4 protein-coding genes are annotated in these 18,577 nt (G+C 43.5%); all 4 read left to right on the top strand.

Annotated features, from left to right (window positions below; translation table 11 throughout):
- Positions 1 to 39 precede the first annotated feature (39 nt).
- Entirely contained in the window at positions 40 to 13,650 is a 13,611-nt protein-coding gene (locus tag P5V12_RS10285) for an SDR family NAD(P)-dependent oxidoreductase (protein ID WP_316957266.1), read from the top strand.
- Positions 13,651 to 13,708: 58 nt separating this feature from the next.
- The gene (locus P5V12_RS10280) at positions 13,709 to 14,953 is read left to right on the top strand and encodes a hypothetical protein (RefSeq protein ID WP_316957265.1); all 1,245 of its coding nucleotides are present in this window, start codon (positions 13,709 to 13,711) and stop codon (positions 14,951 to 14,953) included.
- A 92-nt stretch (positions 14,954 to 15,045) separates the two neighbouring features.
- Entirely contained in the window at positions 15,046 to 17,658 is a 2,613-nt protein-coding gene (locus P5V12_RS10275; RefSeq protein WP_316957264.1) for an efflux RND transporter permease subunit, read from the top strand.
- A gap of 15 nt (positions 17,659 to 17,673) precedes the next feature.
- On the top strand, positions 17,674 to 18,573 hold the full coding sequence (locus P5V12_RS10270) for an outer membrane lipoprotein-sorting protein (RefSeq protein ID WP_316957263.1): 900 nt from the start codon (positions 17,674 to 17,676) through the stop codon (positions 18,571 to 18,573).
- Positions 18,574 to 18,577 lie beyond the last annotated feature (4 nt).

Below are 18,577 nucleotides of genomic sequence, written 5' to 3'. Positions count from 1 at the left end.
ATTCTATTTTCTAAGCGTTTTAAACTAGAGAACAGCATAATGATCGATTTTGCAGAATATGTCGTTTCTGAATTGAAAAGTAAGAGACTATCCAAAAAGAATGCGCTCTCGCTGATAAAGCAATTCTATTTGAATGCAGATGGTGTCAGTAAAGAATCCATTATTCATCCTTTGCTGCATACCAATACATCAGATCTTACACAACAAAGCTACGCGACATTGTTCAATGGAAATGAATTCTTTCTTAACGATCACCAAATTCATGGAAAGAAAGTATTACCTGGCGTTGCCTATCTGGAAATGGTTAGAGCAGCGATTCAGCAGGCACTCGCTGATGAAGGCGTAGACTCGACCATAGAAATACGTAACGTTGTCTGGGCGCAACCCGTCGTGGTGGATGCGAAACAAACCGTACAGATTGCACTTTTTATTAATGATGAAGTGGATGAGTTCGTAGTCGATTATGAAATATTCACTGCTTTGGACGGAGAAAACGGCGAAGAAATAGAAATTGTTCATTCTCAGGGGCAAGTTGTTTTATCTGAAAAGACGCAAACGAATACTGTAAACCTGGCGGATTTACAGGGGAAAATGCAATCCGGGCGTTTTTCTTTCGATGACATATATCAGGCCTATGACACATTGGGTATTCGCTATGGCGATTCGCACAAAGGTGTACAAGAAATATTTAAAGGGAACAATGAAGTTCTGGCGAGGCTAAAGCTCGATCGTTCCGTAATTACGACGTTGCAAGATTACGTGTTACATCCCGCGTTATTGGATTCAGCAGTACAAACGCCAATTGGCTTACTGGACGATATTAAAAAACTGCCTGAGCATCCGTCTTTGCCATTTGCGCTGAATGCTGTAAAAGTGTTATCGCCGTGTACTGAGGAAATGTATGTCTGGACCCGCTATTCCAATGGCAGCAAACCCGGTGATAGCATCACCAAATTGGATATCGACCTATACGATCAACATGGTCAGCTCTGCGTTCAACTGATTGGTTTTAGTTCTCGCTCTACCGGCAGCGAAATTCATGTGCCAACAACTGCAAAAAAACACGCAACTAACATGGTGTTTGCCAGCCCAGGTTGGCGAGAGGCAGAATTAATTAGTAAACAGAAAGGCTCAGTTGAGCAGAAACACTTAGTCTTGGCCGGTTTTCCCAGCCAACTGGTTGATACGATTGAAAAAGAAGGTTGTTTTACGTCGTTCACCAATTTATCGCCTTCGGGTGAAATCGTTTCGTTGCAACAATATGAAAACGCAGCTCTCACCGTTTTTGAAAAAATTAAAACGCTTTTAAAAAGCAAACCGAAAAATAAAGTATTGCTTCAGTTGGTCATATCCGATGAGCAGGGTGTGTTACAGGGGTTGAATGCGCTACTCAAAACGGCTGCTATAGAAAATCCGCAATTTTCGCATCAAATAATTCAGTTTGATTCCTGTTCTTCTGCGCAGGAAATTATCAGCATTTTAGATAAAGAACAGGCATCCGATAATAGTCTGGTACGTTACCAATCCGGCGCGCGCAGTACGCGCTGTTGGGATATTTTGCCCAACCCAACTAATGAACCGTCAATACCGTTTAAATCGCAAGGCGTTTATGTCATTACCGGTGGTTTGGGTGGTTTAGGGTTGTTGTTTGCGAAAGAAATCTTTGATCAAGTACCGGATGCCAAGGTCATCCTTACGGGCAGGTCCGTGTTGTCCGCAGAAAAACGCGCTTTACTTGAAGCACATTTCTCCGATAGTTCTACTTACCAATATCAGCAGCTGAACATCGAAAACGGTGACGAAACCAAATCGGTATTCGATAAACTGCTAAAGCAGCATGGCAATATTCATGGCGTAATTCATTCCGCAGGCATGTTAAAAGACGAGTTTATTCTCAAGAAAAACTCAGTGGAATTTGGTCAAGTTCTTTCACCTAAAGTTTCAGGCACAATTCATTTGGATGAAGCGTGTAAGGATCTGGCGCTGGACTTTTTCGTGATGTTCTCGTCAGTTTCCGGTTGGTTTGGCAATCAAGGGCAGGCTGATTACGCCTGCGCTAACGGATTTTTAGACCAATTCGCGCAATATCGAAACGTTCTTGTTGAGCAGGGGCAACGGCAGGGTAAAACTGTTTCTATAAACTGGCCTTTGTGGCAGTGGGGTGGAATGAATGTTGATGCGGAGGTGCAAAACGTCATAGAAAATATGACTGGAATGCAACCTATGGATCAGGCTAACGGCATTCGCGCGTTTTACACTGCGCTGCAACAGCCAGCTCCCCAGTTTCTTGCTATGCAGGGCGATAGCGAAAAATTAGTTGCCACGATTTGTGCAGAAGCAGATGAGGAAACTGCGCCGGACAGTGAAGTAATTCCCGTAGAAAAACCCGTAACTTCGGCTGATACGACGAATTTATCTAAGCAGGATATTAAGCAAAAAACGGAAGACTTTTTGCGCGCGGAGTTTTCCACAGTCCTGAAAATTCCTGAAGGGAAAATTCAAGTCAAGGCTCCGTTAGAAAAATACGGAATTGATTCCATTTTGGCGATGAACGTTACCAGCCAATTAGAAAAAACCTTTGGTTCGCTACCCAAAACATTATTTTTTGAATATCAAACCATTGCGGATTTAACCGAATATTTTCTTGAGCAGCATATTCAGTTATTGCGTACACGTTTTTCTGCCAAAGCACCAGTGGAGCAATCCGAATCTAAACCGGTGGCGAAGGTTAAACCAACTCAGGTTGATCACAAGCTGTCCGCAGTGGATATTCGCAAAACACGCAAAAATAAAGCGCGTTTTACGCAGAAAGCTGTTTCCGAAAGGAACGTATCTGGAAAAGGTGGGTATTACCACGATGAGCCAATTGCGATCGTTGGGTTAAGTGGGCGTTACCCTGAATCACCCACTATCGAACAGTATTGGCAAAACCTGAAGGAAGGGAAAGACTGTATCACTGAAGTGCCGGCATCACGCTGGGACTGGAAAGAATTCTACAGTGACAATCGTCATGAAGACGGTCGTCATTACAGTCGCTGGGGCGGCTTTATTGAAGGTGTGGATGAATTTGATCCCCGTTTTTTCAATATGTCTCCACGGGAGGCTGAGTTAGTTGACCCGCAAGAACGATTATTTTTACAGCATGTATGGATGGCTATTGAAGACGCTGGCCTGACACGTGAAAACTTACGCATTCCCCATAAAAATGATTTAGCTGGCCAGGTTGGTGTTTATGCTGGTGTGATGTACAGCGAGTACCAGTTGTTTGGTGCGGAAGCCATTGCAAAAGGTAAAAATATCGGTGTCGGTGGTAGTTACGCCAGTGTGGCAAATCGCGTATCTTACCTGTTGAACTTACATGGGCCGAGTATGACTTTGGACACCATGTGTTCTTCGTCACTTACTGCCATACATATTGCCTGTGAAGATTTAAAACACGGTCGAACCGATTGCGCCATTGCCGGTGGTGTAAACGTAAGTATTCATCCAAGCAAATATTTTATGTTGAGCTCTGGTCAATTTATTTCCAGTGATGGTCATTGCCAGAGTTTTGGTGAAGGTGGTGATGGTTATATTCCCGGGGAAGGTGTCGGTGTTGTTATTTTAAAAACCCTTTCTCAAGCAAAGAAAGATGGTCACCATATTTATGGCCTGATAAAAGGCAGTGCAATAAATCACGGTGGCAAAACCAATGGCTACAGTGTGCCGAATCCGCAGGCGCAATCCAGTGTTATTACCCGAGCACTCAATGCTGCGAAGGTAGACCCACGCCACATTAGTTATATTGAAGCTCACGGTACGGGCACGAAACTCGGTGACCCGATCGAAATCAGCGCACTGACCAAAGCGTTTTACGCTAAAGCGAGTGCCGAACAAGTAGACAAAGAAACGGGCTACTGCTTAGTCGGATCCGCAAAATCCAATATTGGACATTGCGAATCCGCTGCGGGTATTGCGGGGTTGACCAAAGTGTTGCTACAGATGGAGAACAAGCAAATTGTTCCGTCGTTGCATTCACAGGTATTGAATCCGCATATCGATTTCAGCACCACACCTTTTGTGGTAAATCAGCAATTAACCACCTGGAAGCAACCGGAAATTGACGGCAAGCACATTCCCAGAATTGCGGGTATATCGTCATTTGGTGCCGGCGGCTCAAACGCCCACCTTATTATTGAAGAATATGTCGACGAGCCGGAGGCTACCAACACTCAACCGTTATTTAATGCCGGGGAAGCGTTGGCGATTGTGCTTTCTGCCCGAACCGAACAACAGCTCCACAGTAAAGCAAAAGAATTGTTGAGTTATATACAAGCTCAAGGGGAAAACCTGGATTTGCTTTCCTTGGCTTATACCTTACAACTCGGCAGAGAAGAAATGGATGAACGTTTAGCGTTCAGCATTGATTCTGTTGCCAATCTGGTAGAAAAGCTGGAAGGGTATTTGACCGGTGTTAGCAATATAGAAAATTGTTTTTACGGACGGGTGGCGGCCGATGAAGACGAAATCATTGCGTTGGTGAATGATGAGGAAATGCGCGAAGCGTTGGAGAAATGGATTGCCAAGCGCAAATTTTCCAAACTGCTGGCGTATTGGGTAAAAGGCTTACCGCTGGAATGGGGCCAATTTTATGCGGTTACGCCCAAGCGTGCGCGATTACCCGTGTATCCGTTCGCTAAAGAACGGTATTGGATTGATAGTGTTATTGGTGATTTACCTGGCGTTGCTCACTCGCTGGCGACGGGTATTCATCCGCTATTACATAAAAACACATCGGATTTAACACGTTTAACTTATCAATCACAATTTTCGGGAACAGAATTTTTCCTTGCTGATCATCAGGTCGCATTACCAAACAACAACGGTACGCATAAAATTCTTCCCGGTGTGGCGTATCTTGAAATTGCCAGAGCGGCAGTTGAACAGGCTGCAAGTGCAATCGATTACTCTGCGATTGAAATACATAATGTTGTTTGGCAGGCACCGATTGTTGTCGACGGGAACAAACAGATTACCACGGAGTTATTTGTCGAAGGCGACGATCAAATCGCGTTTGATGTTTTCAGCGATGAAAATAACAACGAAGTACTTCACAGTCAGGGTTGGATAACCTTATCAAAGGATGTTTCAACGCGTCACATCGATATACACACGCTATTAACATCGAATACCTTTACCGAAGTATCTACGGAAGATCTTTATCGCGCCTATGAAGGTATGGGCATTTATTATGGCAAAGGTTTTCAAGGGGTTCACAAGCTTTACCGTAACGATCAGCAGGTTATTGCGGAATTAAAACTTCCCGCGTCTGTGTCATCTAACGCGGAAGACTTTAGCCTTCATCCAAGTGTTCTGGATAGTGCTGTTCATGCGTCACTGGGTTTGTTAGGTGATTTAAAACAACTCAATAGCAAACCGATGTTGCCATTTGCCTTGGACAAGGTTCGCGTCCTTTCTCCTTGTTCGGCGAACATGTTTGTTTCCGTTAGCTATGCCCAAAATGCCGGTGCCAATAGCGATATTGTTAAACTGGATATTGATCTATTGGATCGCGATGGCAACCTCTGTGTCGAGATGCGCGGCCTGACATCACGTCAGTTAGATTCGTCTGTCGTTGAAAGCGCAACCACATACCACGAAATACTTTTTGCAACGCCAGAATGGCAAGCAAGCCCAATTTCTCATTCTGCGACCCAAAACAAGCAAACACGATGTGTTATGTATATTGGGCAGACGGAAACCAATGCGAAAACGTTAAGCGAAATGTTAACTCGTGGCTTGGGTGATGCGGAAAATGTTTATGTTTTTACTGGTTTAAGTTACTCCGAAACCGCTGTACAGATTTTCGAACAAATTAAAACCTTACTTGCGAATAAAAATCTACCAGAAACATTGGTTCAAATTGTAAGTGAACGACCAGACATGTTGGGTATATCGGGGCTGTTAAAAACCGCCGCTATGGAAAACCCGAAAATTACCGGTCAGTTTTTACTATTGGACCCCGGTACTACTGATTCTGCACTGACGGCGTTGATCAATGAAAACAGTCAAGCCGTTACAGATTCCGTAGTGAAATATCAACATGGTATTCGTTTGGTTCAACGGTGGTGTGAACAAGCCTTTATCGACGAGGCTGAATACAACGCTTACCGTGAGCAGGGTGTGTATATTATTACCGGCGGTTTGGGTTCTCTGGGTATGGAGTTTACCCGAGATATTCTTAACCAAACCACGGATGCTCAGGTTATTGTTACCGGTCGATCCGAATTGTCGGAAGAAAAGAAAAGTCAAATTGAACTGCTTGCGACTAACCCTGAGCGGGTCAGTTATCAATCCCTTGATCTATCTGATTATGATGCGGTGTGTCACTTTTTCAATCACACGCTTGAGCAATTCGGGCAGGTAAACGGCATTATTCACAGTGCCGGCATGATCGCGGATAACTTTATCCTTAAAAAGAACCGTGCCGAATTTATGCAGGTACTTGAGCCAAAAGTTACTTGTACTCAACACCTTGACCAGGCGAGTCAACAGTGCGATCTCGATTTCTTTGTGCTGTTCTCTTCCGTGTCCTCGGTATTAGGTAATCCGGGGCAAGCGGATTATGCGTCAGCAAATGGTTTTATGGACCAATTTGCGCACATGAGAAATTCGCAGGTAGATGCAGGGCAACGTTCAGGTAAAACGCTATCCATTAATTGGCCGATATGGCAATCCGGTGGTATGGAAATAGATGATGCTGGTTTAGATGTACTGAAAAGAGTAGCGGGTGTTGTGCCGATGCAAAGCCAGAATGGTTTGCGTGCTTTCCATCGAAGCCTGCAACTGGCACATTCACAGAGTATCGTCATGGAAGGCGAACTGGAGAAATTGCAACAAACATTGCATGGCATTATTACTACCCCAGCACCAATCAAGGTTGCGCCGATTGCAGAGCTGACGCTGAGCGACAACACGGTAGAGAAATCTGAAAATTATCTCAAACAATTATTCTCTGCCACATTAAAACTGTCTGCCGATGAAGTTGACTCCAAACAGGCGCTAGACAAATATGGTATGGATTCGGTCATCGCTATGCGATTAACCAATGACCTCGAAACTGTATTTGGTTCATTGTCAAAAACGCTGTTTTTTGAATACCAAACGATTTCGGAGTTGGCGGCATATTTAGTGAGTTTGTACCCCGATATCGTTCGTTCCAAAATCGGTAATACAGATACCCCGATTGTCGCGACAGCATCAGCGCAACCATCTAGTTTACCGGTGACAAGCCATCGCACACGTCCAGGCAGAAATCGTTTTTCCTCTCCCAATAAACAACAACAGCAAGATGTTGCCATTATTGGTGTCAGTGGTCGTTACCCACAAGCAAATACCATTGAAGAGTTTTGGCAGAATTTGGTGGAAGGCAAGGACTGTATTAGCGAAATTCCTGAGGGGCGTTGGGATCACGCGCGATTCTTTGATGAAAACCGTAATCAGGAAGGCAAAACCTACAGTAAATGGGGTGGTTTCCTTACTGATATTGATAAATTCGATCCACTATTTTTTAGTATTTCGCCCAAAGAAGCGGAGCTTATTGATCCGCAAGAACGATTATTTTTAGAAACAGTGTGGCATGCCATTGAAGACGCGGGCTACAGCAAAGATGCCATCAGTCAACATAAAGTGGGTGTCTATGTCGGCGTTATGTGGGGGCAGTACGAACTTTATGGTTCCGATGCGTTATTAAACCGCGACAGCAGTGTACCAAGCTCTTCTTATGCTTCCATAGCCAACCGCATTTCATACTATTTTGATTTTGATGGCCCAAGTATTGCGCTGGATACCATGTGTTCATCGTCGTTAACCGCGCTGCATTTAGCCTGTGACGCTATTCGAAATCAGGATATTCAGGTTGCTGTAGCCGGTGGTGTTAACCTGGCCGTTCACCCGCAAAAATACGTCAATTTAAGCCAGGGTAATTTTTTGGCGAGTGATGGCCGTTGCCGAAGTTTTGGTGAAGGCGGGGATGGCTATGTTCCTGGTGAAGGTGTTGGTGCCTTACTGTTGAAATCCCTGGATAAAGCCATTGCAGATGGAGACCACATTTACGGCACCATTAAAGCAACGGCCATTAACCACGGCGGAAAAACCAATGGCTATACGGTGCCAAACCCTAATGCACAAGGTAATGTCATTGCCGATGCGTTAACTAAAGCCAATATTCAAGCCGACACATTGAGTTATATCGAAACTCACGGCACCGGTACATCCTTGGGTGACCCGATTGAAATTACCGGTTTGAAAAAAGCCTTGGGAGAATCCGCTGATAAAAAACAGATTATTCCTATTGGCTCGGTGAAGTCGAATATTGGGCATTTGGAATCGGCGGCGGGAATGGCGGCTGTTACGAAAGTGCTGCTTCAGTTAAAACACAATCAGCTCGTCCCTTCGTTACATGCCAAAACACTCAACCCCAATATTGATTTTGAAAATTCGCCTTTCTATGTGCAAACAGAATTAGCCGACTGGCATGCCAAAAATGGAAACCCGCGTCGAGTCGGTGTCAGTTCGTTTGGTGCTGGTGGTGCTAATGCGCACGTTATTATTGAGGAATATATTGCACCGCAAACTGCAGCGGCAGGAAGTGGTGTGACGGAGGCGTTTGTTCTTTCCGCGCGAGATGCGTTTAGTTTAAATGCCTATGTCAAAAATATTGTTGACTATTTACGTACCGAGCATTCTGCAACTTTTAGCGATATTGCTTACACCTCTCAGGTTGGAAGAACACCGTTAAAAGAGCGGTTAGCTGTGATTGCTAATAGTGTTGACGAGCTGGCGAGCAAATTAAGCTCCTGGTTAAACGGGCAGGTGGAGTCTGGTGTGTATAGCGGCACAATGGATGAAAAATCCGGCGCGAATGCATTGAACCTGATTCAAGGTGAAGCTGGTAAAGCGTTTATCAACGTGGTTATGGAAAACAACGAGTTAGACAAAGTGGCTAAGCTCTGGGTGGCGGGCGTGGATATCCAATGGCCGCAATTAAAGCGATCTGTTCCGGCTAAACGTATTTCCTTGCCAACTTATCCCTTTGCTAAGGAGCGTTATTGGATTAGCCCGGTTGAACAAAGCCGAATACCTGCTGCTGCAATCAATAACAGTCGAAAAGTATTGCAACCTTTAAAGCGTGCTGTAACCCAAAGCAGTGAACAACATGCACGTGTGATTTACACAACGGAATGGCAACCTAGTGCGATAACCAGTAGAGATGACGCCACATTTAATGCGAGCAATATTATTACACTCAATGCCGAGGCACCGTTTGTTGATGAATTAACGTCAACGGCTGGACGCCAATCATTGAGTTGTCTCGGTAATGAAACTGTATTAAATAACGCTGATATTGATCGAACAGTTGAGCGTATTCAATCCTATATCGACAAACCGATAGCGTTGGTTTATTTCCCTGCGAAAGGAAAAAATGCGCTTACTGAATTCCAATCGTTTATTCGGTTGTGCAAAGGGTTGTTGGGTTGTAAAAACGCGGATAGGGTAAAACTCTTGACGGTGAGCCTTGCCCAAGACGGTCATTCCGACCCTCAATTTGCATCTTTTGCCAGTGTTGTTAAAACCGTGCAAATGGAAAACCCGAAATACACCGGGAAATTGGTTGAAATTATTGCCGGTGATATAGCTTCTGATGTACTTGTGAACTTAGTAATTGATGAGTTGCAAGAAGCTACATGGCAGTATCAGGAAGTACGTTACCTTACGCCTGAATCGCGTTATGTGAAAAAACTTACTCGCTTGAATGAGCGTAAAGCGGGTTATTTGCCGATAAAACAGGGCGGTGTGTATCTGATTTCGGGTGGCTTGGGTGGTTTGGGTTACCGCTTTGCACAGTACCTTGCACAATCTTTTCATGCTCGTTTGGTGCTATTTGGTCGATCTAAGGCTGAGGATATTGCCCACGATAAATTATCCAGTCTTGAAGCTCTGGGTGGCAAAGTGCTGTATCAACAGGCAGACGTTGCCCTGCAAGCAGACGTTGAAAAACTGGTTGTATTAGCCAAGGAAAAATTTGGTTCCATCAATGGTGTGATTCACAGCGCTGGTGTGAACAGAGATTCCTTTATTTTAAATAAAACGAATGAAGAGATTGCCTCGGTACTGCTACCCAAAATAGACGGTGTGGTCAATTTGGATTCAGCCACCGCAACCGAAGCGCTGGATATCTTTATTTGCTTTTCATCCGTTGCCGGTTATATGGGTAACCTTGGGCAAAGCGATTACGCTTATGCCAACCACTATCTGGATTCGTTTATTGAACAGCGCGATCTTCAATGCCGTGCCGGTAAACGTTCTGGTCAAAGCCTTTCCATTAATTGGCCCTATTGGCAAGACGGCGGTATGTCGCTGTCCAGCGCCGATTTGGACATCATGCAGCAACAAACTGGCATGCAACCAATGACAGCGAATGAGGGTATCCCGTCATTGGAAATATTACTGTCTTCCAATGCGACACAGGGTATTCCTCTGTATGGTTTGCCATCAAAAATACAACAATATTTTGAAGGCAGTACATCGATTCAAAATCGCCCAGCGAACACGGTATCGAAACATGTTGCGCCTGTTGAATTAAAAGCTAAAACCGCTCAGTACCTGAAGACCTTAATCAGCAAAGAAATCAAGCTTCCTGTTGAGCGTATTGACAGTAATGAACGTTTTGAATCACTTGGATTTGATTCAGTTATTATCAGTCGCATCAATGCTGCTCTGGAAAATGATATCGCCGATTTACCGAAAACTATTTTTTATGAATATGAAACGTTGGATGAATTGGTGTCCTTCCTTGTTATTCATCACGGTGATGATTTGGCAACTCGTCTTGGTGTCGAACAACAGGTAGATAATAATGACACCGACACGGTGGTCGATGAGACATTTACCGAAACCGACTGCCGCGGCTTGATGAATGAAGATGATGATATCGCCATTATTGGTCAGCACGGCATATATCCTCAATCCGGTTCCATGCAGGAATATTGGCAGAACTTATTGGCTGGAAAAGATTTAATTGACGTTGTGCCTTCTGGTCGTTGGGATAGCGATGCGTTTTATCACCGCGATCCGGCTGAGGCTGCTAACGGTAAAATATATTGTAAGTGGGGTGGATTTCTAGAGGACCACGATAAATTCGACGCGGGCTTCTTTAATATCTCTGCCCGCGATGCCAAAGTCATTGATCCGCAAGAGCGTTTGTTCCTGCAATCGGTTTGGTCGGCTTTTGAAGATGCGGGCTATACCCGAGAACAACTCAAGCAAAAACACCCTAAAGGGAAAAGTGCCAATGTTGGTGTGTTTGTCGGTGTCACCACCAATTCATACAATCTGTTGGGTGTTGAAGAAAAAGCCTATGGCAATACGGTAAACCCGGCCTCATTGCCCTGGTCGATTGCGAACCGTATTTCCTATTTCTTTGATTTTCAAGGACCAAGTATTCCGGTAGATACCGCCTGTTCTTCGGCATTGGTTGCTATTGACCTGGCCATTCAGAGTATTCGCAATGGCGATTGCCAAATTGCGGTGGCCGGTGGTGTGAATTTGTATTTGCATCCGAATAAATATCAGTCGTTCTGCCAAAAAGGTATGCTCTCTCAAGATGGCAAAACCTACAGTTATGGTGCGGGTCAGGATGGATTTGTGCCTTCCGAAGGCGTGGGTGCGCTGATATTAAAGCCCCTTTCCGCGGCAATCAAAGATAACGACCCGATCTGCGCGGTCATTAAAGGTTCTGCTTATGCACACAGCGGAAAATCCAACGGTTATTCCGCGCCGAATCCTAATTCTCAAGCAAGTTTAATTGATGCGGTACTTCAAAAAGCAAATGTGCATCCGGAAACCATCGGCTATATAGAAGGGCACGGCACAGGTACACAGCTTGGCGATAGTTTGGAAGTGGCGGCGTTAAGTAATGCCTTTGGTAAATACACCGACAAAAAACAATTTTGTCCAATTGGTTCGGTAAAAGCCAATATCGGTCATCCGGAAGCGGCGGCGGGAACGGCTGGTATAGCCAAAATAATCCAGCAGTTTACACACCAGCATTATGTGCCAAGCATTAACGTGGATGAAGTCAATCCGAATATCGACTTTGCTAAGTCGCCGTTCTTCTTAGTGAATAAAGCAACACCGTGGACAACAGATCATGATGAACCTCGTCGAGCGATGATCAATGCTTTCGGTTCCGGCGGTGTGAATGCCTGTGTGTTACTTGAAGAATATAACCTACCGTCTGTGTCTGAATATCGAGCTGATCTCTACGCAGTTCCGCTTTCAGCGAGAAATGACGAACGTTTGCTGGACGTGGTTCGACGGTTACATGATTTTCTGGAAAATGCTCCTCATGCAGATATCGCCAATATTGCCTATACGTTGCAAACAGGTCGAGAGACCATGCAAGAGAGAATCGTTTTGCTAGCCAAAGACAACGACGAGCTTAAGCAGTTGTTGGGCGCATTCATAGAAGAACACCAATCTGAAAAAATTATTCGAACAGCAGGTGAAAGTATTACAGAAGGCGCTATTGATTCAGCCTTTACAACAAATGATTTACACACTCTAGCTCAGGCATGGGTTGGCGGAATAAAAATAGATTGGTTAAAACTTTATGGTGATCATCATCCTTGCCGCATTTCTTTGCCAAGCTATCCCTTTGCTAAAGAACGACATTGGGTAACAACAGCAACACCAACTGAGCGTAAACCTGTAACTCAGGTTGAATCTGTCAACAAGCTTCATCCGCTGATTAGTTATAACTCTTCGACGTTGAATGAGATTTGCTTTACCTCTTGTTTATCTGCGGATGCTTATTACGCACGAGATCACCAAATTAACGGCCAGAAAATGTTGCCCGGTGCTGCATTCCTGGAACTGGCTTGTGTGGCGGGCACTATTGCGGGGCGGAATAAAGTCACGCGTATAGACAACGTGGTGTGGATGCAACCCGTGTTGTTTAATCACACCGCTGAAAAAGACGTGCAGGTAAGCCTGAAGAAAATTGGTGACCAAGTTGAGTATGTTGTTCACTCGTTTGATGACACCTTTGACAAAGTGCTGCATGCTGAGGGTGCGTTAAGTTTTGCACCCCATACGGCCACCAAAGCTCAAGTGGATCTGACAACGTTAATCAATAATTGTGATCGTCAAATTTCCGGTGGCGATTATTATCCCAATTTCAAACAGGCTGGGTTTGATTATGGAACCTGTTTCCAAACTCTGGATACGCTATATACCAATAAAGATTATGCCTTATCGTTGTTAGTGGTTGCAGAGCAGCTAAAGCAAGAGTTTAGTCAGTACATCTTGCATCCCTGCTTATTGGATGGGGCATTCCAGACCGTTTCGGGCCTGATTTCCGGCATTGACCCTTCCACGCCTTATCTGCCTTTTGCCATTGAAGAAATTCATTTATTCCATCCGCTTGCCTTAAAAACCTATGTTCATGTCGAGGAAGACTCCGTTTCCGGGAACAGCGATATTAAAAAATTCAATATTCTTTTGCTGAATGAACAGGGGCGGGTAGCGGTAGAGATTCGCCGATTCTGTGTTAGAGCTTTAAAACCCGCCAGTGGTAATCAAGCAATGAAAGCCGAGCTGGCAGAGTGATATTTACATAAATCAAAAAACTAACTAAACAAGAAAGACTTTCAAAAGGGTAAACGCCGTGAAAGACATTACAGAAGAAAAATATCATAAGTTATATGGTGTCAAGAATGTGAGGATCACCTATAAGAAAAGCGATTTTCTAGACTACGTGATTATGGCCGTGTTAACCGGGGCGATTTTGTATTTTACCTACGGTATGCATAATCCGCTTGCGCAAGTGGGCATGCTGTTGTGTGCAGCTGCCGTGGCTTTCTTTCCTTTGCGTCATGGTATTGAATTTAAGGTGCCGATAATTCTTTCTCGTCCGCAAGAAATACTTTATATGTTCGTCCATAAAGTGCAAAACCTGCGTGCACCATACTATCTGGCTATTTTGGTGTTGATTATCGAAAATGTTGTGATTTATTTCACTCCGGAATGGCCACACAAAACAGCATTGATGGGAAAAATCGCACTTTATGCGTTTTACGGTCATATCGGTTTGCTTACTCTATATCGCACAGTGATTTTTGTCGCTCACCTGATTAAGCGTGAACAGGTGAAAGAAATTCTTATGCAATCGGCTTGGAAGGGGCAGCTAAAAAGACAACCGAATATTACGCTTGAGATTTTTCACGCATACTTTACTGGGCTGCTTACGCACATTGTTTACGTTGCACCCTGGTATCTGGTTATCACATACTTACAATTCTCGCTGGTACTGTTGCCGGTTACCTGTATCGCGGCGTTCGTTATCCAAACACAGTTTGTGAAACAGATTAACGCCTGGTTTTATCGTGATCACTGGCTGGGGCATAACTCGGAACTAGAATTCGTATACCTTCATGGTCCTCATCACGATGCTATTCCAAGCGGCATGATTGCAGTGGCGGGAAACGGCTACCTTGAGGGTTATGTGCGTGGTCTATTGGGGTTTCCAATTCCGTTTTATAACCCAATCATGGCGGTTCTTTTCTACACCATCGATGTGAAAATAGACATAGATTCTCATCAATATATTCCGGGCGTATTTCCTGGGGTGGATAAAGATATCCACATGGTGACTCAACACTCTACGCATCATTATGGTCGAGTTGAACCATTGGGCTTTGCCATTAATTTTGATCAGCCAAATGTTCCCGAAAAAGCTAAAAAGCTGTTTAAGTTATTTCCGGATGAGTTAAATAATTCTATTAAGATAGATGAAAAGCTCAATGGTTATCAGTGGGATAATCATCGATATCGTTGGTTTTTAAGTATGATTGATAAATACGAAAACAATCAAAAACCAGATTTAGATACGGCGGACGTTAACGCGCAATAAATATTTGCACACCTTGATTGGATGAAAACCGCTAATCAAGGTGTGCTTCTCTCTTCTTCTCTTTCCTTTACATTCATTCAAAAGACGGCTCTATGAAAAGCATAGTTAACTTTGTTTCGCGCTACATAACGAATGTGCCCGCTCAGGTTCAGCGAGCGTGGATACCCGTTGTGTTACTACTTATCGTTTTTATTGGAGTATGTTTCGCAGGTATTCCTAAATTACAATTTGACTTCACTATTGAGCGTTGGCTTGAACAGGATGATCAAGCCTTTGTTGCTTATAACCAGTTCCATGACCAGTTTGGCAGTGAAGACGGTGTTGTGGTTGTGTATAAGCCAAAAGATGGTGACGTGTTTTCCCATGATTCGCTGGTGGCTGTTCAAGGTATTCGGGAAGACTTGATAAACTACTGGAATGACCTGGGAGAGGGAACTGAATCTGCTTTAGATCACGTTGTTAAAGTTGATACGCTGGCAAACGCTTTTGTTCTTTCCGTTGAAGATGATATTTTATTGTCGACTTCATTAGTGGGATCTGACGTACCCACATCTTCTATAGAGTTGGAGAAAATTCGAGAAAAAGCACTTTCTCAACGTGACTTTCCGTTGAAGTATTTTTCAACGGATATGAAGTACGGTGCAATTTATATTGAAACCAACTTTGGTGCGATCCCGCTAGACGAAGATGAAAACCTGTCTACGAATGCGGCTAACATGGATATGACAATGGAAACCATGTCTTTTGAGGTGGAGGTTACGGAAGAAGATGAAAATAGTATGCCTCGATTCAAGCCAACGGATATGGCGGACTATGTTGCTCTCAATGCCGAAATCACCCGTATTCTTACCAAGCCTGAGTACGCTGAACATCTTGAATATTATAAAGTTGGTAATACTATCGACTCTGAAAACCAAGTAAAGATGGGCGAAGAAATGGGGTTGCTTTACATGGCGGCACTTTTCGTTATGTTGGTTTTACTCTTCTTGTTGTTTCGTTCATTTTCAGGTGTTATCTGGCCGTTTGTCATTATCGTTTTGACAAGTATTACGACGATAGGTTTGGCCGGATGGATGGGGTTGTCTGCATCCCCATTTATTGTTCTGACAATTTTATTGATACTGACAATCGGCATGGCGGATGCCGTTCATATTACTTCGGGTTATCTTTTCTTTCGAAATAAAGGATATAACTTCCAGGAAGCTATGCGCGCGACCTACGAAAAGGCGGGTATCGCATGCTTACTCACATCAGTAACCACGATTGTTGGATTGTTATCCTTATGTTTTACCGATATTGTGCCGGTGAGATATTTCGCCATTATGTCCGCTACCGGCGTTGCCGTTGCATTTCTGTTTACCTTATACCTCCTACCTATTTTGCTAAAATTTTGGTCGCCAATAGCGAAAAATTCTGGCGAAAAAATAAATATTGTTAGCCGTTTTATTGATAAGGTAACGCCGAATATTGTTCCCTACATACAGAAACAGTTGGATGGAGTCATTCCTCTTGTACTGAAATCACCGATTCTAGTCGTCATACCTTTTATTGTTATTTTTGCTGTCTGTGTCTATGGCGCGATGCAAGTAAAAGTGGATTACAGTGTGTTGGATCAGTACACAGAGGACTCCAACTTTTATCAGAGTATTAAACTCATGGATGAAAAAATGGCAGGTTCCTCGCGCATCTCATTGTATTTGGATGTAAAAGAGGATAATGCGCTACAAAATCCGGAAGTGCTGCGTGTTATTGAGAATATGCAGGAAACCCTGGAAACCAAATATAGCGACTATGTGATTACTACTTCATCCATTGTCGATGTGGTTAAGGATGCTTATCAGAAGCAAAATGAAGGGCGAGAGGATAAGTATGTTATTCCCTCGACCAAGAAAGAGCTTTCACAAACGCTGTTTATGTTTAATACGGCTGACCCGGAGGAGAGAAGTCGGCTGGTCAGTGAGAGATACAGTAAGGCGAACATTACTGTTACTTTGAAAACTTACGGTTCTGAACGTTATCGTGATGTTTTCGTTGAAATGAAAAAGGATATATACAGTTCTTTGGAACTTATCAAACAAGATTATCCCGATGCGACGATTTCGGTAACGGGAATCTTTGCAATGGGTATGAAGGCTGCTGATTATCTCATCGTTACCATTTTGCAGAGCTTTGGGATGGCGCTGTTGGTTATATCGCTAATACTTCTTGTTATCTTCAGCTCGGTTAAGGCCGGCTTTATCTCCTTAATTCCAAATCTGATACCTTCTTTTTTGGCGCTTGGGATTCTCGGCTTAATGGGCAAGCCTTTGGATTTTTATACCATGATGCTAGCTCCCATTATTATTGGTATTTCCGTGGACGATACTATTCACTTTATTACCCAATATAGAGTGGAGGTAATGAAGGATAACGATATTATTCGAGCGTTAAAGTCGACGGTTAAAGAGTGTGGTCAAGCCGTTGTTTTTACCTCGATGATTCTAGGGTTGGGTTTTGGCATTATGTCTGTTGCAACAACACCCGGTTTTGAAAATCTGGGCAAATTCGGTTTTCTGTCGGTTTTATCTGGCTTGTTGTGTGACTTATTCTTAACGCCAGCGTTAATTATTCTATTTCAACTTAAATTTAAAAAATCGGAGTCTTCCTCTTCAATCGATACTGCTGGTAGTAGTGACGCCGAAACTGTTGAAAATCTAGCGAATTAAATTAAGGATTGTTCAATGAAATTACATAAAAAAATACAGTTTTCCCTGCCGTTTTTCTTAATGCTTGGCTTAAATTTGGGCGCGCAGGCTAATATTTCTGAAATCAACGCGATAGACGTGATGGAAAAGGTCGATCATGTCAATCGTAAGTCGTTTACCTCTGCTGCGGTTAAAACCAAGCTGTCCACATGCAAATACAAAGTGAAGGACGGGGGGATGAGCTGTAAAGGTAAGCCTCGTGTTACCGTTCTTGAGGTTGGTGAGAAAAAGTACGGTGAAGATAACCTGGACTCGCGATCAATCGCTATTGTGCTTCAGCCAATAACCGATAAAGGTATTGGCATGTTGACCTATGAATACTATGACCCAAGCAAAGATAACGATGTTTGGTTGTACTTGTCTGAACTGGGAAAAGTTAAAAGGTTGGTGTCCGGTAGTGAAGGGAATGAAGACGGTGGTAGCTTTTTTGGTACAGAATTTTTTGTCGATGATATTGCACTGAAAAAAATTAATGATTTTTCTTATAAGTTGGTGCGAGAGGACTCATTTGATGATCGTGATGTGTGGGTAATCGAAGCAACACCAACTGAGGCTAGAGCGAAGAAAACACACTATGGAAAGTTGGAGTTTTGGGTAGATAAAGAGCGATTTCTTATTGTTAAGGAAGATCTTTATAACTCCAACGGGAAGTTGTTCAAACAACGTCTAAATAGAAATTTTATTCAAATTGACGGTGTCTGGATCGCGAGAATGCAGACTATGAATAATTTTACAACACGTCGTGTGACTGCAATTCAGAACGTTTCAGTTACTTATAACAAAAGTATTTCTGACGAGTTTCTTACTAAGAGAAGTCTTACAGACTTTACGTTCAGAGAGAAAAATCTAGAAGAATTACGCGCGTTTTATAAGTAACTAT

Source organism: Teredinibacter sp. KSP-S5-2 (genome assembly GCF_032773895.1).
GTDB lineage: Bacteria > Pseudomonadota > Gammaproteobacteria > Pseudomonadales > Cellvibrionaceae.
This window is presented reverse-complemented; position numbering and strand designations above follow the sequence as displayed.

Coding starts and splice junctions, on each gene's coding strand:
- P5V12_RS10270 (WP_316957263.1), top strand. CDS start 17,674: ATGAAATTACATAAAAAAATACAGTTTTCCCTGCCGTTTTTCTTAATG.
- P5V12_RS10275 (WP_316957264.1), top strand. CDS start 15,046: ATGAAAAGCATAGTTAACTTTGTTTCGCGCTACATAACGAATGTGCCC.
- P5V12_RS10285 (WP_316957266.1), top strand. CDS start 40: ATGATCGATTTTGCAGAATATGTCGTTTCTGAATTGAAAAGTAAGAGA.